Raw genomic sequence first — 23,250 nt, forward strand, 5'->3', positions numbered from 1 at the left:
TCAGCGGTCCTTCGGGTCAAGGGCGTCGCGCAGGCCGTCGCCGATGAAGTTGAGGGCGAACAGCGTCACCACGAAGAAGGCGGCCGGGTAGATCAGCAGCCACGGCACCGCCTGCATGCCGGTGGTGCCCTCGGCGATCAGCGATCCCCAGGAGGTCATCGGCTCCTGAACGCCAAGGCCCAGGAAGCTCAGGAAGCTCTCGAGCAGGATAACCTTCGGCACCAGCACCGTGACGAACACGACAACGGGCCCGATGGTGTTGGGGATGACGTGCCGGCGGATGATCTGCCAGTTGGAGAGACCCATGGCATGCGCCGCCTCGACGAACTCGCGCCGTTTCAGCGACAGCGTCTGTCCGCGGACGATACGCGCCATGTCCAGCCACTCGATAGCGCCGATCGCCGCGAAGATCAGCACGAAGTGACGACCGAAGAACACGACGAGCATGATCACGAAGAACATGAACGGCAGCGAATAGAGGATCTCGACGAAGCGCATCATCACGTTGTCGACGCGACCGCCGACGTAACCCGACACGGCGCCATAGGTGACGCCGATGATCAGCGACACGAAGGTGGCGAGCAGGCCGACGGTGATCGACACCTGCCCGCCGACCATGATGCGCGGCAGGAGATCGCGGCCGTTGCGGTCGGTGCCGAACGGGAAGTACTGCCCGTTGATGTTGCCCTTGACCTCGACGGTCTTGCCATCATCCAGGGTCGAGACGATCTCGGCGCCTTCGAACTCATCGGGACGATCGAGATAGCGCGTGGCGCGGGGATCGACCGGCTTGTCGGAACTGATGCGCGCCGTGTAGCTCGTGCCGTCGGCGTCGAAGGAGTCCAGTCTGAGACGCGCCCGCTCGACGGCCGTCTGCATCACCTGCTCCAGCGTATCTTCCAGCGGATAGGGATCGAGCGACGGGGGCACTGCCACGTAGGACGAAAAGATCTGGTCATACTTGTGCGGATAGACCCACGTGCCGCCGAAGCTGAACACCGCGACGACGATCAGCACGACGAGGCTGGCCATCGCCGCCTTGTTGCGAACGAAGCGATGGCGGGCCATGGCCCACAGGCTGGTGCCGTGCACCGCGACCGTCGGCTCGCTGAGGGCTTGCGTCATCTCACTCATAACGGACCCTCGGATCGAGAACGGCATAGAGAATGTCGACGATAAGGTTGAACACCACGATGAACACCGAGATCAGCACGACGGTGCCCATCACCAGCGTGTAGTCGCGGTTGAGGGCGCCGAGGACGAAATAACGGCCGACGCCGGGCAGCGCGTAAACGGTCTCGACCACCACCGAACCGGTCAGAACGGCGGCCGCGACAGGACCGAGATAGCTGACCGCCGGAACCAAGGCGGCGCGCATGGCGTGAACGATCACCACCACGCGGGTCGGCAGGCCGTAGGCGCGGGCGGTACGAATGTGGTCGGCCCTGAGCGTCTCGATCATCGAGCCGCGGGTGATGCGCGCGAAGACCGCGAGTTGCGGCAGCGCCAGCGAAATCACCGGCAGCAGCAGGTTGGCCGGACCACCGTCGCCCCAGCCGCCGGCCGGCAGCCAGCGCAGCACCACGGCGAAAACGAAGGACAGGATGGGCGCCAGCACGAAGTTCGGCACGGTGATGCCGAAGCTCGCGACGCTCATGACCGCATAGTCGACGAAGGAATTCTGCTTGAGCGCGGCGTAGGAGCCGATGGCAATGCCGCCGAATACCGCGACCAGAAGTGCCCAGGCGCCGAGGGTCAGCGAGTAAGGCAGGCTCTTGGCGATCAGTTCAGCCACCGTGAAGTCGCGGTAGATGAAGCTCGGACCGAGATCGCCGTGCAGGAGATTCCACAGATAGTGCCCGTACTGCACGATCAGCGGACGGTCGAGCAGGAAGGCGCGCTTGAGGCTTTCGAGAACCTGCGGCTCAAGCGGACGCTCGAGATTGAACGGGCCGCCGGGCGCGACGCGCATCAGGAAGAAGGAGAGCGTGACGACGATGAAGATGGTCGGCAGGGCCGACATCAGCCGTCGCAGGACAAAACGTAACATGGACCCGTCCCCGTTGGATTGGTCACGGAAGGCGAGAACGACCTACCGGCGGTTGGTCCGCGAGCGGACATCCGGATAGCCCGACGGGCGACGCTTCCCGGCAGGAAAGCGTCGCCACATTCGGATGTCGTCGGCACCCTTACTTGAAGGAGAGGAACTTGGTCAGGTGCTCGTTGGACGGGTTGGGCGCGAAGCCCTGCACCTTGTTGGACACGAGCCAGGTCGAGGCATGGACCATCAGCGGAGCGAGCGCCTGCTCGTCCATGGCAATGCGCTCGGCATCGTGCAGCAGCTGCATCCGGTTGGCCGGATCGCGCTCCTCGTAGGAGGCCTTCATCAGCTCGTCGAACTTCTCGTTCTTCCAATGACCGTAGTTGAAGGTGGTGTTGGAGGAGACGAGCAGGTTGAGGAAGTTCTCCGGGTCGGAGTAGTCGGCCGTCCAGCCGGCACGCGCCACGTCGAAGGCGCCGCCTTCCTGCAGGTAGGCGTAGTGCGACTTCACGTCGAGGTTCTGGATGGTCACTTCGGCGCCGATCGCCTTCCACATGTCGGCGATCGCGGTCGCGACCTTTTTGTGGTTCTCGTTGGTATTGAAGCGAATGTCGATCTTGAGGGGCTTGCCGCCCTCGCCGTAACCGGCTTCCTTGAGCAGCTCCTTGGCCTTGTCCTCGCGATCGAGCTGGTCGAGATCGGCCCAGCTGACGGTCGCCGACTCGTAGCCGGGAATGCCCGGCGGCACGAAGGAGTAGGCCGGCATCTGCGTATTGGAGAAGATCTTCTCCGACAGGAACTCGCGATCGACGGCCATGGAGAAGGCCTGACGAACCCGGGCGTCGTCGAACGGCGGCTTGCGATTGTCGAAGACGTAGTAGTAGGAAGCAAGGTCCGAGAAGGCCAGAACCTGGTCCTTGCCCAGCTTGTCCTCAAGGAACTTCATCTGATCGGTCTGGAAGTTGTAGACGAGGTCGAGCTCGCCGGCTTCGAACATGCGCTCGGTCGTCGCCTGGTCTTCCGACGGATTGTAGATGATCTTGTCGATCTTGACGTTGGCCGCGTCCCAGTACTTGTCGTTCTTGATCGCCGTGATGTGGTCGTTCGGCACGTTCTCGGTCATGCAGAAGGCGCCGTTGCAGACGATGTTGCCCGGCTTGATCCACTCGCCGCCGAACTTCTCGATGGCCCAGCTCGGCACCGGCAGAGCGGCGTAATGGGCGAGCAACTCGATGAAATAAGGCGTCGGGCGCTCAAGCGTGATCTCGAGCGTCTTGGGATCGATCGCCTTGACGCCGAGGGTGTCGACCGCGGCCTTGCCGCCATTGATCGCTTCGGCGTTCTTGATCGGATAGAGGATGCTGGCGTATTCGGCCGCTTCCTTCGGATCTTCCATCCGGCGGTAGGCGAACACGAAGTCGTCGGCCGTCACCGGCTTTCCGTCCGACCAGTTGGCATCCGCCCGCAGCTTGAAGGTATAGACGGTGCCGTCATCGGACAGCGTCCAGCTCTCGGCGACGCCCGGAATGACCTTGCCATGCGGATCGAAGATGGTGAGCCCCTCGAACATGTCGCGGACGATGAAGCCTTCGACGTCGATCGAGATGTGAGCCTGATCGAGCGTCTGCGGCTCGCCGCCGTTACCGCGGCGGATGACCACTTCGGCGAGCGACGGCGTCGCCAGCACGGCCAGCATCGAACCGGCGATCAGCGTCGCCGACAATGCGCGAAATACACGGGGTGTGTTCATCTCTCGAGCCTCCTGCCTATAGGTGCGACGATGGGGCGCACGACCGCCAATCGCCGAAAAACTTGGTTATCGTTGGTTTGCTTGCCAGTGATCCAAAGGCACCTTTATTGCCGGACATTGCCGGTTGTTTCCTTGTTCTCAGCCAGCCTTCAGCCGCCGGGCCGGTGCTGGGCGATCCAGTGCCATGCAATGTCGATCCGGCGCGGTACCCAGACCTTATCATGCGAAAGCACGTAGTCCAGAAAGCGCTGAAGCGCGGCAATGCGGGCCGGGCGGCCAACGAGGCGGCAATGCAGTCCGACGTTCAACATTTTCGGACTTCCGTTCCGCCCCTCCTCGTAGAGCACATCGAACGCGTCCTTGAGGTAGGTGTAGAACTGATCGCCCGAGTTGAAGCCTTGATTTGTCGCAAAACGCATATCGTTGGTGTCGAGCGTATACGGAATGATGAGGTGGGGGCCGTTGGGGCCCTCGATCCAGTAAGGCAGATCGTCGGCATAGGAGTCCGACGAGTAAAGAAAGCCGCCCTCCTCCATGGCAAGGTCCGTCGAGTGGATCGAGGCGCGGCCGGTATACCAGCCGAGAGGCCGCGACCCCGTCACCTCCTCGTGGATGCGGATCGCCTCGAGCATGTGCTCGCGTTCCGCCTCACGGGTATAGTCCTTGTAGTCGATCCACTTGAGGCCGTGGCTGGCAATCTCCCAGTCCGCCTCCTTCATGGCGGCCACCACCTCCGGATTGCGTGCGAGCGCGGTGGCGACGCCATAGACGGTCACCGGCACGGCGCGCGAGGTGAACAGGCGGTGCAGCCGCCAGAAACCGGCGCGCGAGCCGTACTCGTAAATCGACTCCATGTTGGCATGCCGCTGGCCCGGCCAGGGCTTAGCGCCGACGATCTCCGACAGGAAGGCCTCGGAGGCGGCGTCACCGTGCAGAATGCAGTTCTCGCCGCCTTCCTCGTAGTTGACGACGAACTGCACCGCGATGTTGGCGCCATCGGGCCAAGCCGCGTCGGGAGGGTTGCGGCCGTAACCGACCATGTCGCGGGGATAGGTCTTGTCGATCATGTCGCATCACCTCGTCTGGTTGTCGGGCGACCGGCGGCAGTGCGCCGGAAAGGCGAACGACGGCAAGACCGGCTCAGGGTGAGGTCTCGTCGTCGGGAAAGGGACCGCCGACATCAAGCGTCAGCTCGTCATCCTTGGTGCCGTGCGTGCGCGCCAGCCGATTCCAGGCGCGCCAGCCAAATGGAATATAGGCGAGATAAAGAATGGTCAGGATGCTGAGAACGTGAAACGGATAGCTGACCAGCAACATGGCCAGGATCACAACGCCGATCAGGATCGGCACCACCCATTCCCGCCGAAGGCCGCCGTATTTCTTGCCCGAAAAGGTCGGCACGCGGCTGACCATCAACGCGGCGATCAGCACCACATAGGCGACCACCGCCGGCGCCGCCGCCTGGGGCACGTCGATGCCGACGCGATCGACATAGACGGGCAGGAGCACGGCGAGCGCGCCGGCCGGAATGGGCACGCCGGTGAAGAAGTTGCCCTGCCAGGCGGGCTTGTCCTCGCCGAGCATGGTGTTGAAACGCGCAAGGCGCAGGGCGCCGGCAATGGCGAACAGCACCACCGCGACCCAGCCGAAGGAGTTGATGTCGTGGAAGTTCCACACGAAAAGGAGCAGCGGCGGCGCGACGCCGAAGCTCAGGAAATCGCTGAGGGAATCGAGTTCCGCCCCGAACTTCGAGGTAACCCCCAGATAGCGGGCGAGCCGACCGTCCAGACCATCCAGCACAGCGGCGATCAGGATGGCGTAGACCGCCATGTCGAAGCGGCCCTCGAAGCCCATGCGGATCGAGGTCAGCCCCGCGCAGAGCGACAGAAGCGTCACGAGGTTGGGGATCACGGCGCGGATCGGAATGCGGCTCAGCCGCCTCGGACGCTCAACGGCTTCCGGTTCCGGATCGAACGGCGGGAAAAGTCCGGGCATTGCCGTCCGCCTCAGGCTACGCGCACGAACGGCGTCTTGGTCGTGCCGTCGATATCGGCAAGCACCGTCTCGCCGGCGATGGCCCGAGCCCCTTCGGACACCAGCGCTGTCGCCGTCGCCGGAAGGTAGACATCGACGCGCGAGCCGAAGCGGATGAGGCCGAAGCGGTCGCCGACGGTCAGGCTCTCGCCCTCGCGCGTGAAGGACAGGATGCGGCGGGCGATGAGACCGGCGATCTGGACCACGCCGACGACACGACCGTCCGGCCGCTCGATGACGAGGCCGTTGCGCTCGTTGTCCTCGCTGGCCTTGTCGAGCTCGGCGTTCAGGAACTTGCCCGCCTTGTAGGCGATGCGCACGACACGACCGGTGACCGGCGCGCGGTTCACGTGGACGTCGAACACGTTCATGAACACGCAGATGCGCAGAAGCGGTTCCGGGCCGAGGCCGAGCTCGCGCGGCGGCACGGCAAGCCCTACCGCGGAGATCCGGCCGTCGGCCGGAGAAATGACCAACGAATTCGAAACCGGCGTCACCCGCACCGGATCGCGGAAGAACAGCGCACACCAGACGGTGAGCGCCAGCCCGATCCAGAACAGGGGCTCGAACAGCCAGCCGAGCAGCACCGTGCCCGCCAGGAAAACGAGGATGAACTTGTGCCCTTCCGGATGGATCGGCGGCACGGCGTTCTGGATCGACTTCAGCACCGACATGTTGTTTGACCCGTGGAACGGCGGGGGAAACCCGCTGAGAGAGACGGACTTTTCGCACGAAAGGCCGACACATGCAAAGGCGGTTGCCACTGCATGTCAGTTGTTCACACCGCTTTCAGGAAAAACACGGCCGGCGGAACGGGCCTTCCGCCAGCCGTGGACAGAGAAATGGAAGACGAGCGCTTTCCTGCGATCTCCTCCGGATCAGGCGGGCAGCGGCTCGCTGCCGACCGGCTTTCCGGCTTCCGTACGCAAGAGGTAAAGCGACGCGCCGATGATCATCAGGGCCCCGATCCAGAGGTAGCCATCGGGTGCGTAGGCGAATACCAGCCAGCCTGCCAGCGTGTTGAGCGGCAGCCGAACGTTGTCGAAGGTCTGAAGGTAAGACGCGTCGGCGCGCGCATAGGCGAGCGTAAGCAGATACTGCGCGGCGGCGGTCAGCGCGGCGAGCGCCACGATCACCCAGAGCACCGTACCGCCCGGCAACGCGAAGGCGGCGCCGACGTCGAACCCCGTTGAGGTGAGCAGGAAGGCGGCGTTGATCGGCGTGAGCAGGGCCAGAAGATAGACCGTGACCGACTCCGGCCGTTCGACGGCGGCGAGTTGCTTGGTCATCACCGACGACCCCGCCCACATCGCCGCCGCGCCGAGCGGCAACAGGCTGTAGACCGAGAAGCTGTCCGACCAGGGCGCCAGGATCAGCATGCCGCCAACGAAACCGACCAGAGTGGCCAGTGCCCGATGCGGACCGATGCGCTCGCCAAGGATGAGCCGGGCGGCCACGATGACGATGAACGGCGACGTCATGTCGATGGCCACCACCTGGGCGATGGGCACGCCAGCGGCCAGAGCACCGACGAAGAACTGCACGCCCAACGTCGCGAAAATGACGCGGACGACATGCGCGACGGGATGAGCGGTGCGGAAGGCCCCTGCCCCGAGCTTCAGGAGCATCGGCAGGAAGAAGACGAGCGACAGTCCGTACTGCCAGAAGGCGAGCGCCTGCGATGAGAAATGATAGGTGCCGGTCACCCACTGGGTGAGAACGTTGATGGCGGCGAAGACGACGCCGGCGGACACCATGTAGGTTGCCCCGAGAACGGGGAACGAACCGGACTTGTTCGGGCTCTGATTCAAGGTACGGGTCCTTCAGAAAAGGAACGACGCGGAATCAGGGCGATCGGGACATGGAGACAATCGGTCGCGATCGGCGGAAGCCGGCCGCGAACGGGATTTTCAGCACACCCTTCTCTTTCATCCGGACTATACCGTCGGCTCCGGAATCACACCGGATCTGCTGACCTCCCGCCGTGAGACGGGAGCGCTCGCGGGCTAGACGGATTTCGCCGCCATTACCGCCGGTGGGGAATTTCGCCCCGCCCCGAGAATGGTGCCGGCGTGGGAACCGCGCCGACGGGACGGACATTAATGCAGCAAGCCTCCGAAATCAAAGGCGACACATCGTTTCCAGACGCATGACAGTCATGTTCTCCGACATGTGAACGGCGTCCCCTCGACCTGTGGCCCCGCATCGGCCATAAACCGGGCGAATACGAGAAAGCCATGCTTATTCCGCTGATTGTCGCCTGCGCGCTCTTCATGGAAAATCTGGACAGCTCGGTGGTCTCCACCTCGCTGCCGCAGATCGCCATCGATCTCGGCGTCGACCCGATTTCCCTGAAGCTGGCCTTCACCAGCTATCTCATTTCGGTCGCCGTCTTCCTGCCGATTTCCGGCTGGATGGCCGACCGCTTCGGCGCCCGCACGATCTTTCGCCTGGCCATCCTGGTCTTCGTGACGGGCTCAGTGTTCTGCGGGCTGTCGTCATCGCTCGAGGGCTTCGTCGCCGCCCGTATCGTGCAGGGCGCCGGCGGCGCCATGATGGTGCCGGTCGGACGGTTGGTGATGCTGCGCTCGGTCAAGAAGTCCGACTATCTGCGGGCCATGAGCTGGCTGACGGTTCCGGCGATGATCGGGCCGGTGCTCGGGCCGCCGCTCGGCGGCTTCATCACCACTTATTTCGAGTGGCGCTGGATCTTCTGGATCAACATACCCATCAGCATCGTCGGCCTGATCCTCGTCAGCATCTTCATCAAGAACTACAAGGAAGAGAACCTGCCGCCGCTCGACACGCGCGGTTTCGTACTGTCCGGCATAGGCCTTGCCGGTTTCGTCTTCGGCATCGCCGCGAGCGGCATCGGCGTGCTGCCGTCCTGGATCGACATCGCCCTCGTCATCGTCGGCGCCGCCGCGCTCTACGCCTATGCCCGTCACGCACTCGGGACGCCCGAGCCGCTAATGGATCTGGCGCTCTTCCGTCTGCCGACCTTTCGCGTCTCGGTGCTCGGCGGTCTTCTGTTTCGCATCGGCGTCGGCGCCATTCCCTTCCTGCTCCCCCTGATGCTGCAGCTCGGCTTCGGCATGTCGCCCTTCGAAAGCGGCATGCTCACCTTCGCCACCGCCGCCGGCGCGGTACTGATGAAGTTCACCGCGCCCCGCATCGTCAGGGCCTGGGGCTTCCGGATGGTGCTGATGGTCAACACGCTGTTCACCACCGTCTTCCTGCTGGCCATCGTCTCCTTCACCAAGGACACGCCGCACGCGGCGATCTTCACGGTACTGCTGGTCGGCGGCTTCTTCCGCTCCTTGCAGTTCACCGCGCTCAACGGCCTCGCCTTCGCCGAGATCGACAACCGACGCATGAGCCACGCCACGTCGATCTCCTCCGTCGGCCAGCAGATCTCGGCCGCCCTCGGCGTCGCGGTCGGCGCAGCCGTCCTCGAAATCACCCGGTCGATACGCGGCGACATGGCCGTGCTGCCCGGCGACTTCGTGCCGGCCTTTCTGGCGCTGGCGGTGATCGGCCTTCTCTGCATTCCGATTTACGCCCGCATGTCGCCGAGCGCCGGCGCGGAGGTATCGGGTCACCGCGCTCAAGCCGCCGAGTGACGGTCAGTTCAGCCGGGTCGTCGGATCGATGTGGGCGCCTGTCCAGCGGGCACCGGCCCAGGGCCGCCACCATCGATATCTGGGGTTGAGCGTCTCCGGCACCGGATCGAAACCCGACGAGCCCCAGGGATTGCAGCGCAGGATGCGGGCAAGCCCCATCCATCCGCCGGCCCACAGGCCGAAGCGGCCGATCGCTTCGTCGGTATAACTGGAACAGGTGGGAAGATGGCGGCACTGCTGCCCCATCAGCGGCGACAGAACCACCTGATAGACGCGGATCAGCGCACGACCGACGAGCCGACCCGGCGTCGCCCGACGCGGGGGCGGGCTTGAGATGGCACCCCGCGCCTCGTCCGCATGCCCTTTTCCGCATCCGCACATGATCAGTCCCTCAGCCGCCGGCACGCGCCGCGGCGATATCGTCGAGGCAGGCGACCACCGCTTCGAACACCAGCATGGTCGAAGCATGCCGCGCCTTGAAGTCGCGCACCGGCTCCAGGCAGCTCAGCTCGGCGAAGCGGCCGGTCGGTGGCGGGGCGCCCTCTTTCAGCATGGCGAGCATGCCGTCCCGCGCCTGTCTGAGCTCGGCCGTCGTGGCGCCGACGACGTGTTTTGCCATCACCGCGGCGGAGGCCTGCCCAAGGGCGCAGGCCTTCACCTCATGCGCATAGTCGGCGACAACGTCGCCCTCCAGGCGAATGTCGACCGTGATCTTCGATCCGCACAGACGCGAGTGGCGGGTCGCCGTGGTATCCGGCGCTGCAAGTCGGCCAACACGGCCTATGTTGCCGGCCAAATCGAGAATGCGTGCGTTGTAGATCTCGTCGAGCATGCTGACACCTTCGGCGGGCGAGCCCGGCCTATCATCCCATGGAACGCAGGCCACTTTGAACTCCGGTCCGTGGCGCGTATATAGGCCTGAGAAGGCCTTGCCGCCAAGCGTGGCGGCACTTCGAACCGTCGCGCTCGCCGCCACCGGAGGCGGCAAGCCCCAGGAAGGATCAAGCATGGACGATGCCATCTTCACCGCAAGCGCTCGCAAGGTCCGCCGGCCCAGCCGCGAAGAAGCCGAGGCCGCCGTGCGGACGCTGATCGCCTACGCCGGCGAGGATCCCGAGCGCGAGGGGCTGCGAGACACGCCGAAACGCGTGGTAAAGGCCTATGCCGAGCTGTTTTCCGGTTACGGGCAGACCGACGAGGACGTGCTCGATCGCATCTTCACCGAAGTGGCCGGCTACGAGGAACTGATCCTCGTGCGCGACATTCCCTTCTATTCCCATTGCGAGCACCACATGGTGCCGTTCATCGGCAAGGCGCACATCGCCTACTACCCCACGACCGGCGTCGTCGGCCTGTCCAAGCTTGCCCGCATCGTCGAGATGTACGCGCGGCGGTTGCAAACGCAGGAGACGATGACCGCTCAGGTCAGCAACGCCATCGACAAGGTTCTGAAGCCGCGCGGCGCCGCCGTTCTGATCGAGGCCGAGCACCTCTGCATGACCATGCGTGGCGTGCAGAAACCCGGCGCCTCGACGGTGACCGCCCGTTTCACCGGCTGCTTCAAAACCGACCCCAGCGAACAGGCCCGCTTCATGATGATGGTGCGCGGCGACAGCAAGTGATCGAGACATGACCTCAGAGACCAGACTGTTCCCCCTCCCCGGCGGCAAGGAGTCGCTTGAGGCGGGCGAGGTGCTGACCCCGCGCTTCGGCGCGGACGGAACCATCGCCTGCGTCACCGTCGATGCCGACAGCGGCCAGGTGCTGATGGTCGCATACATGAACGCGGAAAGCCTCGCACTCACCATCGAAACCGGGGAAGGCTGGTACTGGAGCCGGTCGCGGGGCGAGCTCTGGCACAAGGGCGCCACGTCCGGGAACGTGCAAAGGGTGGTGGAGCTTTTGACCGACTGCGACCAGGACGCCCTGGTCCTGCGCGTGCGCGTGGACGGCGCCGGTGCAACTTGTCACACAGGGCAGGTGTCCTGCTTCTATCGGAACGTGCCGCTCGGCCAGAAGGCAGCAAATGGCCAGGTGCGGCTTGAGCATATCGGCGGCGAGCGCCGGTTTGACCCGGATGAGGTCTACGGCCACAAGCACTGAGCCGGCCGTCGCTTCCGCACCTGGTTCCCGGAGCCGCGTCGCTCCGGGCCTTGTGGTCACAGGATCGGCCGCCGGGGATCTCTCCAACCGACCTCAGACCGTCAGATTGTGGCTTTCGTCGCCGAAGCTGAACTGGATGCCGGCCTCCTCGGCGCGCGCCCAGGCGACCACGCCATCCAGCACCATCTTCTGCGAGGGGATGCGGACGATCACCGTATCTCCCGGTGCAAACAGCATCCCGACGGTGCGAACGCGGCAGCCGCTGTGGCTGATGTTCTCGACGACGCAGGCGATATCGCGCGGCTCGGAGTGAACGAGAGCCGGCCAGTGACAGTTCAGGCGCTCGGCCCGCCGCTGTTCACCGACCCTGACGTTGGGGTTGCGCAGGCGGGCGATCAGCTCCGCCATTTCCCGCTTCGACAACTTTTGGCTTCTGTGCACGTCGGAAAATCCGTCATTGGCAACAATTCTAGATAGAACGCTGCCCGTTAATCCTTCGTTTCCCGAGTTCAATCCCCTCATTGCTCGCGGGCAGGGAAATCCGGCGTTTGCATCGACGCATGGGGCAAGGCTATCTTAAGGACATACCCCTACCGAGGCCGACTCGCCCGTTCATGCCCCAATCGCTTTCGCTGCGAACCATCGACACCCTCTCAGCCGTCGACAAGGCCGCGTGGGATGGCCTTGCCAATCCCGGCTGGGAAACCGGACCGCGCGGCGCCATCCGCTGGATGGGCGAAGGATCGCCCTCGCCCTTCAATCCTTTCGTCAGTCACGACTTCCTGCTCGCTTGCGAGGAGTCGGGATGCGCGGCCGCCGAAACCGGCTGGTTGCCAAGCCACCTGCTGCTCGAAGACGAGAACGATCGCCTCATCGGAGCCGCGCCCGCCTACCTGAAAGGACACTCGGCCGGCGAGTATGTGTTCGATCATGGCTGGGCGGACGCATGGGAGCGGGCCGGCGGCCGCTACTACCCAAAGCTCCAGTCGTCGGTCCCCTTTACGCCGGTCGGCGGTCCGCGTCTCTTCGCTTCTGACGCGACGACGCGCCAAGCCCTCGCGCGCGGCATGAAGCTTGTCGCCGACCGTTACGAGCTGTCGTCGGCCCACGTCACTTTCGTCGACGAGCAAGGGGCGAGCGCCCTTGCCGCCGAGGGCTGGCTCGAACGGCTGGACCAGCAGTTCCAGTTCCGCAACGACGACTATGAAAGCTATGACGATTTTCTCGATCGCCTTGCCTCGCGCAAGCGCAAGGCGCTGAAACGCGAGCGGCGGGAGGCGCTTCAGGACGGCATCACCATCGAATGGGTGACAGGGAGCGACCTGACGGAAGCCCACTGGGACGCGTTCTTCGCCTTCTACATGGATACGGGAAGCCGCAAGTGGGGCACACCCTATCTCAACCGGCTCTTCTTCTCTCTGCTCTCTCAGAAGATGGCCGACCGCGTCCTTCTCGTCATGGCGCGCCGCGCCGGCCGCTACATCGCCGGCGCTCTCAATCTCATCGGGTCCGACCGACTCTACGGCCGCAACTGGGGCGCCATCGAGGACCACCCCTTCCTGCATTTCGAGGTCTGCTATCATCAGGCCATCGACTATGCGATCGAGCATCGCCTGGCGGTTGTCGAGGCCGGCGCCCAAGGCGAACACAAGCTCTCGCGCGGCTACCTGCCCGAGACCACCCGCTCGGCCCACTACATCGCCGATGCGGGCTTCCGCCGGGCGGTCGCCGACTTTCTGGCCCGCGAAAGGCGAGCCGTGCTCAATGCCGAGACGGTGCTCGAGGGCCTGGGGCCTTTCCGCCGCGGACCGTTGCAGGAACGGGATTGACCGGCCGGACGCGAGGGACCACCTTGCGGCCCGACAGATCCTTTCGGGAGAACACGATGACTGCCTATGACGCCGACAACATCTTCGCCAAGATCCTGCGCGGCGACATTCCCTCGTACAAGGTCTACGAAGACGACGACACCCTCGCTTTCATGGATGTCATGCCGCAGTCGGACGGCCACACGCTGATCCTGCCCAAGACGCCGGCGCGCAACATTCTCGACGTGGAGCCGGACGTTCTCGCCAAGGTCATCAAGGTCACGCAGAAGATTGCCAAGGCGGCGGTGAAGGCCTTCGAGGCCGACGGCGCGGTCGTCATGCAGTACAACGAGGCGCCGGCCGGACAGACCGTCTTCCACCTTCATTTCCACGTCGTGCCGCGCTACATCGGCACACCGCTCCGCCCGCATACCGGCAAGATGGCCGACGGCGCACTGCTCGCCAGCCAGGCCGAGAAGCTCAAGGCCGCCTTGGCCGAGTAAGCGGCACCCTCACAGGTTCTCGCGGTCGAAGGCGGCGCGCGCCGCCTCGATCTCGCCGCGCGTCCTCACCGCCCAGTCGACGAGCCCCGCCAGTGGCACCGTCAGCGACCGCCCGAGATCGGTCAACCTGTACTCGACCGCCGGCGGCGTGGTTGGAAACACCTTTCGCGACACGTAGCCATCGCGCTGCAGATCGCGCAGCGTCTGCGTCAGCATGCGCTGGGAAATGTCGGGAATGGCGCGCTTCAGCTCGCCGAAGCGATGCGGCCTGAGCGCCAGCGTCAGCACCATCAGCGTGCTCCACTTGTCGCCGATGCGGTCGAGAACGCCACGAACCGGGCAGTTGTCGAAGCTCGGCTCGACCCCAATCGCCCGCTGAAAACCGTCGAGCATGGCCTCGACCTCTTCTGAAATCGCCGTCGTCACCGGTTCCCTCCAAGTAACTAACGCAGGACAAACTGCCGTCTTGCTCGCCGGAATGACGTCTCTATCTTAGGCATGATCTCAAAAAGAGACAATGTTGCCAAACCGGATAGAGGATCATTCATGAGCGAGAAACTGATGGTCACGGGCGCTGCCGGAAAGCTTGGCCGAAGCGTGGTCAAGCACCTTCTCGACGAACTCGGCGTCGAGCCCGCCAACCTCGTCGTCGGCACCCGGGATCCCGGCAAACTGACCGACCTGGCCGCGCGCGGCGTCACGGTGAAGGCGGTCGATTTCAGCAAGCCGGAAACACTGGTCGCGGCCTTCACGGGTATCGACCGGCTGCTTATCGTGTCGACGGATGCAATCGGCAACCGCCTTGAGGGTCACAAGGCGGCCGTTGCGGCTGCGAAGGATGCGGGCGTCAAGGGTATCGTCTACACCTCCGCTCCGAATCCGCATGGCGCCAACCACCCGCTGTTCTTCGCCGGCGAACACGCAGGGACGGAGACGGCCATCTTCGACAGCGGCCTTCCCTATCGCATCCTGCGCAACCACTGGTACCACGAAAACCTGTTCATGAGCCTGCCGGCGATCCTGAAGCAGGGCACCTGGTACACCTCCGAAACGCCGGGTACGCGGGTCTCCAGCGTCGCCCATGAGGATTGCGCCCGCGCCGCCGCCGCGGCCCTGACGCTGCCGTGGTCCGACGACAAGACCGTCTACGACATCACGAGCGACGAGGCCTTGACCACGGAGGAGATCGCCAGCCTGGCTTCGAGTATTCTTGGCAAGCCGATCAACGTGGTCCGGTTGTCGCCCGATGTCCTGGCAGGCGGCATGAAGGCGGCCGGCGTGCCGGATTTCGTGGTCCAGCTGACGCTTTCCATGGACGCGACCAACAGCGCCGGCCTGCTGTCCAAGCCGTCGAAGGCGGTGGAGGAGCTGACCGGCCGCAAGCCGCGCACATTCGCCAGTTTCTTCGAAGCCAACAAGGCTGCCCTGACGGCCTGATCGGAAAGGAGGCGCCAGTCGCGGCGCCTCCATCCATCAAGAAACAACGCATCACGCGTCCGGATCGAAACCCTCGAACACCAGTTGGGCGCCGAAATCCGACGCCGCTTGACGCTCCTCGGGCTTGCGGATCGTCCATGCGGTGATCGGCAAAGCCAGCTCGTCGCGAACGCGGCGGCTGACATCATTGCCGAGCAGCTTGACCCAGTAGCTCACGAACTGGAACTTCGACCAGGAATGGTGCGACAGCGTCGCCAGTTCGTCCTGCCGGACGAAGCGATAGTCATTGTAGTCCTTGGCGCTGGACGCGTCGTCGGCGACGATGCCGCGCGGCAGCTCGGGAGCGATTTCCGCCAGATCCTGGATCTGGCGCGGATCGAAGGACTCGACCACCACCGGCCCGCCATAGGTGGCAAGCTCGCGGGCCGTTGCCTCGACGAGGTCGCGTTGCCGCTCGGCGAAGTAGCTCTTGATCTCGATGACGAGACCGGTCCTGCCGCCGACCAGGTCGAGCACCTCCCTCAGCGTCGGGATGCGGTCGTCGGTGCCGACCATGGGGATCGCCTTGAGCTCCGCCATCGTCCGGCCGGCCACAGGGCCGGCCCCGGTTGTCAGGCGGTCGAGCACGTCGTCGTGGAAGACATAGACGACGCCATCGGCGGAGAGATGGACGTCCATCTCCATTGGAAATCCCGCCCGCGCCGCGGCGTCGAAAGCCGAAAGCGTGTTCTCGATGCGACCTGCCTTGGAATCATGCAGGCCACGGTGGGCGATGGGGCGAGCGGTCAGCCAGGAAAAATCCGTCATTTGCCTCAGGAAACCTCGATGATGGCGTCGATTTCCACCGCGACGCCGAGCGGCAGGGCAGCGACGCCGACGGCCGTGCGGCTGTGCTTGCCCTTGTCGCCCAGCACGTTAGCGAAGAGATTTGACGCTCCGTTGACGACCTGCGGCTGATCGGTGAATTCCGGGGCTGAGTTGACGAAGGCGTTGAGGCGAACGATGCGCGCGATGCGATCGAGATCGCCGACGGCCGCCTTCACCTGAGCCAGGATGTTCAGGGCGCAAAGCTCGGCAGCCTTCTGACCGCCGGCCACGTCGACATCGACCCCGAGCTTGCCGGTGACGGCCTCGCCGGCCGCCGTCTTGGAAATCTGCCCCGAGACGAACAGCAGGTTGCCGGTACGGACATAAGGCACATAGGTGGCAACGGGCGCGATCGCCTCCGGCAGCGTCAGGCCGAGGCCGTTGAGCGCGGATTCGACGGAACTGGTCATGTTCGGAAACCTCCATACTGAACGCGTGGAGTCATGCCCCATGGAGGCAGTCGGCGCAACTCGGCGAACCGAAGCGCCGATGAAGGACTGCGGCGGAGCGAACGGAAAGAACGCACGTTCGATCCTTGCCGCAAGCGAGGGTCACGGGCACGCCTTGCATCCTGGCGACCGTTAACGGCCAGTTCACTCTACTCGCGCAACAATCGGTTCGGCTCGGAAGGCGTGCGTTGTCGCCATTTGCCTTGAGGCTGCCTTCTGAGTTTGGATTTATCGGACAGGATACGTGATATCCTGCGACGCCTTTCCATATACAGATACTCAACGAAGCCATTTTGAGACGCCGGGGAGCCCCCATGATGAAATCGCTTTTCCGATCGGCAACGATCGCCTGCGCCTTTTCGGCGCTGGTCGAGCCGACGCTTGCCGGCGGTCTGGTGCCGCATCGCGTTGCCTACGACCTCGCTCTCGAGAGCAACTCCCAGATGAGCGAGGCCGCCATCAACATGAAAGGCCGGATGGTCTACGAGTTCACCGGCGACGCGTGTCAGGGCTACACGGTCAACTTCCGCTTCGTGCTCGAAACCGGCGATAATGAGGGTAATTCGGCGATCACCGACCTGCGCAACAGGAACTTCGAAAGCAGCGACGGCCGCAGCTTCGAGTTTCGTTCCCAGACCTTCGTCAACGAGGTTCAGACCGAGGACGTCAACGGAACAGCCGTCCGAGATGGTGACAAGGTCGACGTCAAGCTGAAGCTGACGGAGGATACCGAGTTCACCATCGACAAGCCGGTGATCTTTCCGACCGCCCAGCTCATCAAGACGATCGCCGAGGCCGAGAAAGGCACCACCGTTTTCTCCGACGACATCTACGACGGTTCGGACGGCGGCCAGCACGTCTTCCACACCTCGACGGTCATCGGCTCCGCCCGGACCACGCCCCCGGACGAAAGCGAGAAGGCGATCGGCGACTTCCGGCGCTGGCCGGTGACGGTTTCCTATTTCGGGACCGAGGCCGGCGACGACCAGCCGCCGGACTACTCGATCTCCTTCGATCTGTGGGAGAATGGCGTCTCCTCCAAGATGCGCCTCGACTATGGCGACTTCGTCCTCAACGGCAAGATCGTCCACCTGGAACTCTTGCCCGAGACGGCGTGCGCCAAGACGCCGACATCCACCGTCGCGCCCGCCACGACGCCGCCGGCCGAGGACCGGCCCGCCATTGTCGCTCCGCCCAAGCCGGAGAGCGATGGCGACTCCGCCAGTGAGCCGAAAGGCGATGCTCCGGCAAAGTCGGATGCTCCGCCGGCCGAGAAGGCGCCGACGGCGCCATCCGAACCCGAGACAAAACCCGGCGAGTGACGCGCTATCCGATCGTTCGCCGCGAGTGCCGCATGAACAGGCCGAGGGCCAGCAGCATCAGCGCTGCCGCAATGAAGAACGGCACGTCGGGGCTGCGGATCGGCGCGGCACCCGACAGGAAATAGCCGAAGACCTGGGTGTAGAAGATCGCGCCGGCCAGCATGGCAAGGTTCATCAGGGCGGAAATGCCGCCCTGCAGCGCCCCCTGCGTGTCCTCGGGCACGGCTTTCGACATCAGCGCTGACAGCATCGGATGCGCGAAGCCTTCCACGGCATTGATCACCAGCATCACGACGACGACGAATGTCGTCGGCGACAGGGCGAAACCGACACAGGTCGCCGCCGCACCGGCGAGGCCGACCACGGCCATCCGCTTCTCGCCCCATCGCGCCACCGCCGGACCGGTTCCGAGCCCCTGCATGAGCGCTACCGTGATGCCGGAAGCCGCGAGCGTCAGGCCGACCGTGGTGCCGGGCCAGCCGTATTTTGCCATGCCCCAGAACGCCCAGATCGCCGCATAAATCGACGTGCCGAAGAAGAAGATCGTCAGCACCAGGGCATAGGGCAGCACTCCGGTGTATCGCCCGAACACCGAGAGTACGCCGAGCGGATTGGCTTCGCGCCAGCGAAAGGCACGGCGATTCTCGCGGGCCAGGGTTTCCGGCAGTCCGAAGACGCCGAACAGAAAGTTGACCCCGGCCAATGCCGCGGCGCACCAGAAGGGCACGCGGGTGCCAAACTCGCCGAGCAGCCCGCCGATCGCCGGCCCCAGCACGAAGCCGAGACCGAAGGCCGCCGTCATCCGGCCGAAGGAGCGGGCGCGATTCTCGGGCGAGCTGACGTCGGCAAGGCAGGCGCCGGCGATGACGTGCGAGGAGCCGCAAACGCCGGCGATCAAACGGCCGACGAACAGCCAGAGCACCGTCGGCGCCAGGGCCTGCACGACGTAGTCGACGGCGAGACCCGAGATCGCCAACAGCAGGAGCGGCCGCCGGCCGAGGCGATCGGACAGGGCACCGGCGAGCGGCGCGAACACGAACTGAGCCAGGCTGAACACGGCAAACAGCCAGCCGCCGATCCGGGCCGCATCGTCAAGCCCGGTATGCCCGACCTCTTCGATCAGGCGAGGCAACACGGGAATGATCAAGCCGAAGCCGACCACATCGAGAAATACGGCGACCAGAGCGAAAATGGTGGCCCGGCGCGCCTGAGAGGCGGTGATCGGGGCGGAACGATGGGAGGCAATCATCTGCGGCGTCCTGAAAAGTCAGGCGGCGGACTATAGGCAGCCCGACGTCAAAACATGTCCGCAGCAGCATCGGCGCGTGCCGATTCCCTTCCGTGTGCCCAAAAGCAAAAAAGGCACCCGGTCGGGTGCCTCTTGCGTGGATCTTCGTCCAGGCCGGGCGCCCTGCGGCGCATCCGGCCGAACCGGATCACTTGATCTTGGATTCCTTGAACTCGACGTGCTTGCGCGCGACCGGATCGTACTTGGTCTTGGTCATCTTCTCGGTCATCGTGCGGGAGTTCTTCTTGGTGACGTAGAAGTACCCGGTGTCGGCGGTCGAGACGAGCCGGATCTTGATGGTCGTTGCCTTGGCCATGGCATCCGATTCCTTGTGCTTGTTGACGGTGACAGCCAAAGCGGCTGGACGCCCCACGCGGGAAGCGTCGTTCGTTCGGCGCGCACCCTAGTCGAAAGCGCCTGAAAGTCAAGATGAGCTTGTTGAACCTTCAGCACCCGGTTCGGGCACTTTGCGGATGCGGCGAAAGGCAAAAACCGCATAGCCGACGAGGATCAGGGCGGTGACCACGACCAGCCCCTGCGGGCCCATCGCATCCATGCCGATCCCGGTTGCCGCCGGGCCGGCAAGCATGCCGACCGAGTACATGAAGATGAAGGCCGCGTTGGCCGATGCGAGGTCGCTTCCGGACAGACGCGCGCCCAAATGGGTCAGCCCCACGGCGTAAAGTCCGGCCACGAGCCCGCCCCAAAGGCCGATCGTGACCATCAGAAACAGCATGCTCGACGACACGGCAGCGACCACCACGGCCGACACGATTCCACCGACGGCGATGTAGAGCAGAAGGCGCCGCCGATCCATGCGGTCGGACAGCATGCCGAGCGGCAGTTGCGCCACGATGTTGCCCACCGCCACCGCCATGACCAAGAGCGCGGCCACCTGCTCGCTGTAGCCGAGACGCAGACCGTAGACCGGCGAGAAGCTCATCACCGACGATTCGACCGCACCGACCGTGAAGGCGGCAAAGGTGGCGAGCGGCACCACGGTGAGGAAGTGCAGGAAGTTTCCTCCCCTGCCCTCGTGCATCGGCGGATCGGCCCGGAAGCCGGCGATGATCGGCAGGATGGAGACGGCCATCAGGCCGGTGCCGATGGCAAAGGGCAACCACCCCTCGGACCCGACAAGACTCAGGATCGCCGGCCCCACCGCGAAGCCTATGGACAGGATGGTGGCGTAGAGGCCCATCACGAAGCCGCGCTTTTCCGTCGGAGCCAGCGCGTTAATCCAGAACTCCGAGACGATGAAGGCCGTGTTGAGACAGAGCGAGAACACGAACCGCAACACGAACCACACGGCGATCGAATCGAAGACGTAGAACAGCGGGAAGGTGAGCGTTCCGAGAACCACCGCCATCAGCAGCACCCAGGCCGCGCCGAACCGGCGCGTCAGCATCGGAACGAAGGGCGTGCTGAGAATCGCCGCGACGCCGGCGGCCGTCGTCACGAGGCCGATCACCGAGCTGGAATGTCCGCGCTGCTCGAGGATGACGGCCAGAAGCGGCATGCCGAGCGAAAGCGAGGTGCCGACCGCCGAGATCGCTCCGATCGCAGCGGCTAGGCCGGCGACGCGGCGCCGGTCGAAACGGTCGTCGGAAAACAATGTCATGTGGGCTGTCCGAAAGAGGGCTTAGCCTTCTAGCGGACGCCAGCCGTAAATCCAATCCATGTTGTCGGCCAGCCGCTCGGCACCGATCAGGCGCATGCCGAGATTGCGCGCCTTCGCCGGCACCCCGCCCAGGTGATAGATGAAGCCGTTGCGACGCGCGGCGGCCGCCACCTTGTCGGTGCGCGCCTTGCGCCCTTCGGCGAACACGCCAAGCCGTTCCTCGACATCATCGCCCAGGCCGGCCGCCAGAACCCCGGCCAGGACGCGCGCATCCTCGATGGCCATCGCCGCGCCTTGCGCCACGAAGGGCGGCATGCCGTGAACGGCGTCGCCAATCAGCACTGTCCGCCCCCTGGTCCATGGCGTGTCGCGCGGCGCCTCGCAGAGAGCCCATTTGCGCCAGCTGTCCGGCATGGCGACCAGCTTCCTCACCGGCTCCGGCCAATCCTTGAACGCGGCCTGGATCTGGACCGGATCGCCCGGCACGTCCCAGCCGTCTTCGTTCCAGGCGTCGTCGATGGCGGCAACGAGATTGATCTCGCGTCCGGCATCGATGGCATAATGGACGAGATGCGCATGGCGCCCGAGCCAAAGACCCGTCTCGTTGTGCCGGAAGGACTGGGCGAAGAAGCCCTCCGCTTCGAAGGTGGCCCGCCATGCGGTTCGCCCGGTATAGCGGGCGGGACCGCCGCCGATCACCGTCTCGCGCACCATGGAGCGGACGCCGTCGGCGCCGACGAGAACGCTGCCGGCAAAGCGAACCGGTTGGCCGGCTTCCGTCCCTTCGACCACCACGCCGGCCGCGTCCTCGTCAATGGACGCGATCTGGACATCGAGATGCAGGGTGACGCGCGGCTCCTGTTCGACGGCGGCCAGGAGTGTGCCCTGAAGATCGGCGCGGTGGATCACGATGTAGGGCGCGCCGTAGCGCTCGACCATCGCTTCTCCAAGCGGCATGCGCAGGATGAGGCGACCGCTCGCGCCATCACGGATGCTCACAGCCTCCGGACGGATGCCGGTGGCATCGAGCGCCGAACCAAGACCGAGATGAAAGAGAATCGACGACGCGTTGGGCGAAAGCTGCAGGCCGGCTCCGACCTCTCTCAGCTCTGGCGCCTTGTCGATCACGGTGACCCGCACGCCGGCTCGCGCAAGGCACAACGATAACGTGAGGCCGGCTATTCCGGCCCCGACCACCACCACCGGTAAGTGATCCGGCATAGCTCCATCCTTGGCGTGGCTCAGGCCGCTTTCGGCTGCCACGCGGCGTCCTTGGGTTCCGACTCGGTCGGCTTGAGCGACGGATCGTAGCGATAGACGGTCGAGCAATAGGAACAGACCACCTCGGCGTCATCCCCCATTTCCAGGAAGATATGCGGATGGTCGAAGGGCGGCTTGGCGCCGATGCACATGAATTCCTTCGCGCCAATCCGGATGGTCGTCACCCCGGCGTCGTTGGCGAAATGAGGAACGAAAGCGTCAGCCATGCACGATACCCTTGTTTAAAGTCCTGACTTCGGGAAGCATACCGGCAAGATGACAGCAAGAACAGTCCCTTTGCAGCGAAAGCAGTGGGACTTTTCTCAATGGCGCCAACAGCGCAAGGGAGGTTTGCTCGTGACGCGTTTTTCGACCGCCGATGGCGAGTTCGCCTATCTCGACAAGGGGAACGGCCAGCCTGTCGTGCTCGTTCACGGCTTTGCGTCCAATGCCCGCGTCAACTGGCTCGATACCGGTTGGATCGACAGGCTCGTCCAGGATGGCTACCGGGTGATCGCTCTCGACAACCGCGGACATGGCGGCTCGGTCAAGCTTCACGATGCAGAGGACTATCGTCTCGAGAAAATGGCGGGAGACGTCCTGGCGCTGATCGATCACCTCGCCCTTCCGCGCGTGAGAGCCATCGGCTATTCGATGGGCTCCCGCATCCTGCTCGACTTCGCAAGCCGCCATTCCGACCGCCTGGAGCGGTTGGTGCTCGGCGGCATCGGCGGCACCATGGCGAAGGCCGGCCTCGACCGGGAGCCTATCGCGGCCGCCCTTCTCGCTCCGACATTGGACGACGTCGATGACCCGGTCGGTCGCGGTTACCGCCAGTTCGCCGACCAGACGCGATCCGACCGGCAGGCGCTCGCCGCATGCATACGCGGCTACGGCCGCCCGGTGGATGAAGCGGAGGTCTCCAGCGTGTCCGTGCCGACTCTCGTCGCGGCGGGCACCAAGGACGCCGTTGCCGGATCGCCCGCCGAACTCGCCGCGATGATTCCGGGCGCCGAGGTGCTCGACATCCCCAACCGGGATCATATGCGGGCGACGGGCGACAAGGTGTTCAAGGACGGCGTCTCGGCCTTCTTCGGGCAATGAGAAAGCGGCGCGACCACTGGGGCCGCGCCGCGTTCAACTG

26 protein-coding genes and 1 riboswitch are annotated in these 23,250 nt (G+C 64.6%); of the genes, 8 read left to right on the forward strand and 18 right to left on the reverse strand.

Annotation, left to right across the window (positions count from 1 at the left end; translation table 11 throughout):
- From M4J39_RS04475 to M4J39_RS04505, 7 genes are all read right to left on the reverse strand, one after another.
- Window positions 1-1,134, reverse strand: a complete 1,134-nt coding sequence (locus M4J39_RS04475) for an ABC transporter permease subunit (protein WP_251726585.1) — start codon at window positions 1,132-1,134, stop codon at window positions 1-3.
- The gene (oppB, locus tag M4J39_RS04480) at window positions 1,127-2,050 is read right to left on the reverse strand and encodes an oligopeptide ABC transporter permease OppB (protein WP_251726586.1); all 924 of its coding nucleotides are present in this window, start codon (window positions 2,048-2,050) and stop codon (window positions 1,127-1,129) included. Before oppB ends, M4J39_RS04475 begins: the two co-directional genes overlap by 8 nt.
- Before the next feature lie 139 nt (window positions 2,051-2,189).
- Window positions 2,190-3,791 (reverse strand): peptide ABC transporter substrate-binding protein, encoded by a 1,602-nt coding sequence (locus M4J39_RS04485; RefSeq protein ID WP_251726587.1) that lies wholly within the window; start codon window positions 3,789-3,791, stop codon window positions 2,190-2,192.
- A gap of 149 nt (window positions 3,792-3,940) precedes the next feature.
- Window positions 3,941-4,858 (reverse strand): allantoinase PuuE, encoded by a 918-nt coding sequence (puuE, locus tag M4J39_RS04490; RefSeq protein WP_251726588.1) that lies wholly within the window; start codon window positions 4,856-4,858, stop codon window positions 3,941-3,943.
- 73 nt (window positions 4,859-4,931) lie between these two features.
- The gene (gene pssA / locus M4J39_RS04495; RefSeq protein WP_251726589.1) at window positions 4,932-5,786 is read right to left on the reverse strand and encodes a CDP-diacylglycerol--serine O-phosphatidyltransferase; all 855 of its coding nucleotides are present in this window, start codon (window positions 5,784-5,786) and stop codon (window positions 4,932-4,934) included.
- An 11-nt stretch (window positions 5,787-5,797) separates the two neighbouring features.
- Window positions 5,798-6,499 (reverse strand): phosphatidylserine decarboxylase, encoded by a 702-nt coding sequence (locus M4J39_RS04500; RefSeq protein WP_251726590.1) that lies wholly within the window; start codon window positions 6,497-6,499, stop codon window positions 5,798-5,800.
- Between the two features lie 204 nt (window positions 6,500-6,703).
- Complete coding sequence (locus tag M4J39_RS04505) at window positions 6,704-7,636, reverse strand: DMT family transporter (RefSeq protein WP_251726591.1); 933 nt, start codon at window positions 7,634-7,636, stop codon at window positions 6,704-6,706.
- A 105-nt stretch (window positions 7,637-7,741) separates the two neighbouring features.
- A riboswitch (FMN riboswitch) is annotated at window positions 7,742-7,892 on the reverse strand.
- Between the two features lie 170 nt (window positions 7,893-8,062).
- On the opposite strand from M4J39_RS04505, the gene M4J39_RS04510 reads away from it, so the two are divergent.
- Window positions 8,063-9,448 (forward strand): DHA2 family efflux MFS transporter permease subunit, encoded by a 1,386-nt coding sequence (locus M4J39_RS04510; RefSeq protein WP_251726592.1) that lies wholly within the window; start codon window positions 8,063-8,065, stop codon window positions 9,446-9,448.
- Window positions 9,449-9,451: 3 nt separating this feature from the next.
- Here the strand turns inward: M4J39_RS04510 and yidD are convergent, their stop codons facing one another.
- Window positions 9,452-9,829: a membrane protein insertion efficiency factor YidD gene (yidD, locus tag M4J39_RS04515; RefSeq protein ID WP_251726593.1), complete on the reverse strand. Its 378-nt coding sequence runs from the start codon at window positions 9,827-9,829 to the stop codon at window positions 9,452-9,454.
- A 10-nt stretch (window positions 9,830-9,839) separates the two neighbouring features.
- Complete coding sequence (locus M4J39_RS04520) at window positions 9,840-10,280, reverse strand: iron-sulfur cluster assembly scaffold protein (protein ID WP_251726799.1); 441 nt, start codon at window positions 10,278-10,280, stop codon at window positions 9,840-9,842.
- A gap of 175 nt (window positions 10,281-10,455) precedes the next feature.
- Between M4J39_RS04520 and folE the strand changes: the two genes are divergently transcribed.
- Complete coding sequence (gene folE / locus M4J39_RS04525) at window positions 10,456-11,070, forward strand: GTP cyclohydrolase I FolE (protein WP_251726594.1); 615 nt, start codon at window positions 10,456-10,458, stop codon at window positions 11,068-11,070.
- Between the two features lie 7 nt (window positions 11,071-11,077).
- Complete coding sequence (gene hisI, locus M4J39_RS04530; protein WP_251726595.1) at window positions 11,078-11,551, forward strand: phosphoribosyl-AMP cyclohydrolase; 474 nt, start codon at window positions 11,078-11,080, stop codon at window positions 11,549-11,551.
- A 93-nt stretch (window positions 11,552-11,644) separates the two neighbouring features.
- Here the strand turns inward: hisI and M4J39_RS04535 are convergent, their stop codons facing one another.
- A complete protein-coding gene (locus M4J39_RS04535; RefSeq protein ID WP_251726596.1) occupies window positions 11,645-11,992 on the reverse strand; it encodes a PilZ domain-containing protein in 348 nt (115 codons plus the stop codon).
- Window positions 11,993-12,165: 173 nt separating this feature from the next.
- Here M4J39_RS04535 and M4J39_RS04540 point away from each other — a divergent pair, with 173 nt between their 5' ends.
- Window positions 12,166-13,380 carry a GNAT family N-acetyltransferase gene (locus tag M4J39_RS04540; protein ID WP_251726597.1) on the forward strand — a complete coding sequence of 405 codons (1,215 nt, stop codon included), beginning with the start codon at window positions 12,166-12,168 and terminating at the stop codon, window positions 13,378-13,380.
- Between the two features lie 56 nt (window positions 13,381-13,436).
- Window positions 13,437-13,862 (forward strand): HIT family protein, encoded by a 426-nt coding sequence (locus M4J39_RS04545; protein ID WP_251726598.1) that lies wholly within the window; start codon window positions 13,437-13,439, stop codon window positions 13,860-13,862.
- Between the two features lie 9 nt (window positions 13,863-13,871).
- Here the strand turns inward: M4J39_RS04545 and M4J39_RS04550 are convergent, their stop codons facing one another.
- Window positions 13,872-14,255 carry a helix-turn-helix domain-containing protein gene (locus M4J39_RS04550; protein WP_251726800.1) on the reverse strand — a complete coding sequence of 128 codons (384 nt, stop codon included), beginning with the start codon at window positions 14,253-14,255 and terminating at the stop codon, window positions 13,872-13,874.
- Window positions 14,256-14,408: 153 nt separating this feature from the next.
- On the opposite strand from M4J39_RS04550, the gene M4J39_RS04555 reads away from it, so the two are divergent.
- Window positions 14,409-15,299 (forward strand): SDR family oxidoreductase, encoded by an 891-nt coding sequence (locus M4J39_RS04555; protein ID WP_251726599.1) that lies wholly within the window; start codon window positions 14,409-14,411, stop codon window positions 15,297-15,299.
- Window positions 15,300-15,350: 51 nt separating this feature from the next.
- Here M4J39_RS04555 and M4J39_RS04560 read toward each other — a convergent pair whose 3' ends face one another.
- Together M4J39_RS04560 and M4J39_RS04565 are read right to left on the reverse strand one after the other, a co-directional pair.
- Entirely contained in the window at window positions 15,351-16,106 is a 756-nt protein-coding gene (locus M4J39_RS04560; protein WP_251726600.1) for a glycerophosphodiester phosphodiesterase family protein, read from the reverse strand.
- A gap of 5 nt (window positions 16,107-16,111) precedes the next feature.
- Entirely contained in the window at window positions 16,112-16,576 is a 465-nt protein-coding gene (locus M4J39_RS04565; protein WP_251726601.1) for a RidA family protein, read from the reverse strand.
- Between the two features lie 353 nt (window positions 16,577-16,929).
- Between M4J39_RS04565 and M4J39_RS04570 the strand changes: the two genes are divergently transcribed.
- Window positions 16,930-17,937 (forward strand): EipB family protein, encoded by a 1,008-nt coding sequence (locus M4J39_RS04570; protein WP_251726602.1) that lies wholly within the window; start codon window positions 16,930-16,932, stop codon window positions 17,935-17,937.
- 4 nt (window positions 17,938-17,941) lie between these two features.
- Here M4J39_RS04570 and M4J39_RS04575 read toward each other — a convergent pair whose 3' ends face one another.
- From M4J39_RS04575 to M4J39_RS04595, 5 genes are all read right to left on the reverse strand, one after another.
- Window positions 17,942-19,186 (reverse strand): MFS transporter, encoded by a 1,245-nt coding sequence (locus tag M4J39_RS04575; protein ID WP_251726603.1) that lies wholly within the window; start codon window positions 19,184-19,186, stop codon window positions 17,942-17,944.
- A 187-nt stretch (window positions 19,187-19,373) separates the two neighbouring features.
- Complete coding sequence (gene rpmG, locus M4J39_RS04580) at window positions 19,374-19,541, reverse strand: 50S ribosomal protein L33 (RefSeq protein WP_026782960.1); 168 nt, start codon at window positions 19,539-19,541, stop codon at window positions 19,374-19,376.
- A 108-nt stretch (window positions 19,542-19,649) separates the two neighbouring features.
- The gene (locus M4J39_RS04585; protein ID WP_251726604.1) at window positions 19,650-20,846 is read right to left on the reverse strand and encodes an MFS transporter; all 1,197 of its coding nucleotides are present in this window, start codon (window positions 20,844-20,846) and stop codon (window positions 19,650-19,652) included.
- 21 nt (window positions 20,847-20,867) lie between these two features.
- Window positions 20,868-22,067, reverse strand: coding sequence for an FAD-dependent oxidoreductase (locus tag M4J39_RS04590; RefSeq protein ID WP_251726605.1), 1,200 nt, complete (start codon window positions 22,065-22,067; stop codon window positions 20,868-20,870).
- 20 nt (window positions 22,068-22,087) lie between these two features.
- Window positions 22,088-22,333: a zinc-finger domain-containing protein gene (locus tag M4J39_RS04595; protein ID WP_251726606.1), complete on the reverse strand. Its 246-nt coding sequence runs from the start codon at window positions 22,331-22,333 to the stop codon at window positions 22,088-22,090.
- Between the two features lie 130 nt (window positions 22,334-22,463).
- Between M4J39_RS04595 and M4J39_RS04600 the strand changes: the two genes are divergently transcribed.
- Window positions 22,464-23,210: an alpha/beta fold hydrolase gene (locus M4J39_RS04600; protein ID WP_251726607.1), complete on the forward strand. Its 747-nt coding sequence runs from the start codon at window positions 22,464-22,466 to the stop codon at window positions 23,208-23,210.
- Window positions 23,211-23,250: the final 40 nt, after the last annotated feature.

This window comes from Pleomorphomonas sp. NRK KF1, assembly GCF_023721755.1.
Taxonomy (GTDB): Bacteria; Pseudomonadota; Alphaproteobacteria; order Rhizobiales; family Pleomorphomonadaceae; genus Pleomorphomonas.

Coding starts and splice junctions, on each gene's coding strand:
- rpmG (WP_026782960.1), bottom strand. CDS start 19,541: ATGGCCAAGGCAACGACCATCAAGATCCGGCTCGTCTCGACCGCCGAC.
- M4J39_RS04575 (WP_251726603.1), bottom strand. CDS start 19,186: ATGATTGCCTCCCATCGTTCCGCCCCGATCACCGCCTCTCAGGCGCGC.
- hisI (WP_251726595.1), top strand. CDS start 11,078: ATGACCTCAGAGACCAGACTGTTCCCCCTCCCCGGCGGCAAGGAGTCG.
- M4J39_RS04570 (WP_251726602.1), top strand. CDS start 16,930: ATGATGAAATCGCTTTTCCGATCGGCAACGATCGCCTGCGCCTTTTCG.
- oppB (WP_251726586.1), bottom strand. CDS start 2,050: ATGTTACGTTTTGTCCTGCGACGGCTGATGTCGGCCCTGCCGACCATC.
- M4J39_RS04595 (WP_251726606.1), bottom strand. CDS start 22,333: ATGGCTGACGCTTTCGTTCCTCATTTCGCCAACGACGCCGGGGTGACG.
- folE (WP_251726594.1), top strand. CDS start 10,456: ATGGACGATGCCATCTTCACCGCAAGCGCTCGCAAGGTCCGCCGGCCC.
- M4J39_RS04520 (WP_251726799.1), bottom strand. CDS start 10,280: ATGCTCGACGAGATCTACAACGCACGCATTCTCGATTTGGCCGGCAAC.
- M4J39_RS04565 (WP_251726601.1), bottom strand. CDS start 16,576: ATGACCAGTTCCGTCGAATCCGCGCTCAACGGCCTCGGCCTGACGCTG.
- M4J39_RS04475 (WP_251726585.1), bottom strand. CDS start 1,134: ATGAGTGAGATGACGCAAGCCCTCAGCGAGCCGACGGTCGCGGTGCAC.
- M4J39_RS04485 (WP_251726587.1), bottom strand. CDS start 3,791: ATGAACACACCCCGTGTATTTCGCGCATTGTCGGCGACGCTGATCGCC.
- M4J39_RS04545 (WP_251726598.1), top strand. CDS start 13,437: ATGACTGCCTATGACGCCGACAACATCTTCGCCAAGATCCTGCGCGGC.
- yidD (WP_251726593.1), bottom strand. CDS start 9,829: ATGTGCGGATGCGGAAAAGGGCATGCGGACGAGGCGCGGGGTGCCATC.
- M4J39_RS04540 (WP_251726597.1), top strand. CDS start 12,166: ATGCCCCAATCGCTTTCGCTGCGAACCATCGACACCCTCTCAGCCGTC.
- M4J39_RS04585 (WP_251726604.1), bottom strand. CDS start 20,846: ATGACATTGTTTTCCGACGACCGTTTCGACCGGCGCCGCGTCGCCGGC.
- M4J39_RS04560 (WP_251726600.1), bottom strand. CDS start 16,106: ATGACGGATTTTTCCTGGCTGACCGCTCGCCCCATCGCCCACCGTGGC.
- M4J39_RS04555 (WP_251726599.1), top strand. CDS start 14,409: ATGAGCGAGAAACTGATGGTCACGGGCGCTGCCGGAAAGCTTGGCCGA.
- M4J39_RS04590 (WP_251726605.1), bottom strand. CDS start 22,067: ATGCCGGATCACTTACCGGTGGTGGTGGTCGGGGCCGGAATAGCCGGC.
- puuE (WP_251726588.1), bottom strand. CDS start 4,858: ATGATCGACAAGACCTATCCCCGCGACATGGTCGGTTACGGCCGCAAC.
- pssA (WP_251726589.1), bottom strand. CDS start 5,786: ATGCCCGGACTTTTCCCGCCGTTCGATCCGGAACCGGAAGCCGTTGAG.
- M4J39_RS04510 (WP_251726592.1), top strand. CDS start 8,063: ATGCTTATTCCGCTGATTGTCGCCTGCGCGCTCTTCATGGAAAATCTG.
- M4J39_RS04500 (WP_251726590.1), bottom strand. CDS start 6,499: ATGTCGGTGCTGAAGTCGATCCAGAACGCCGTGCCGCCGATCCATCCG.
- M4J39_RS04550 (WP_251726800.1), bottom strand. CDS start 14,255: ATGCTCGACGGTTTTCAGCGGGCGATTGGGGTCGAGCCGAGCTTCGAC.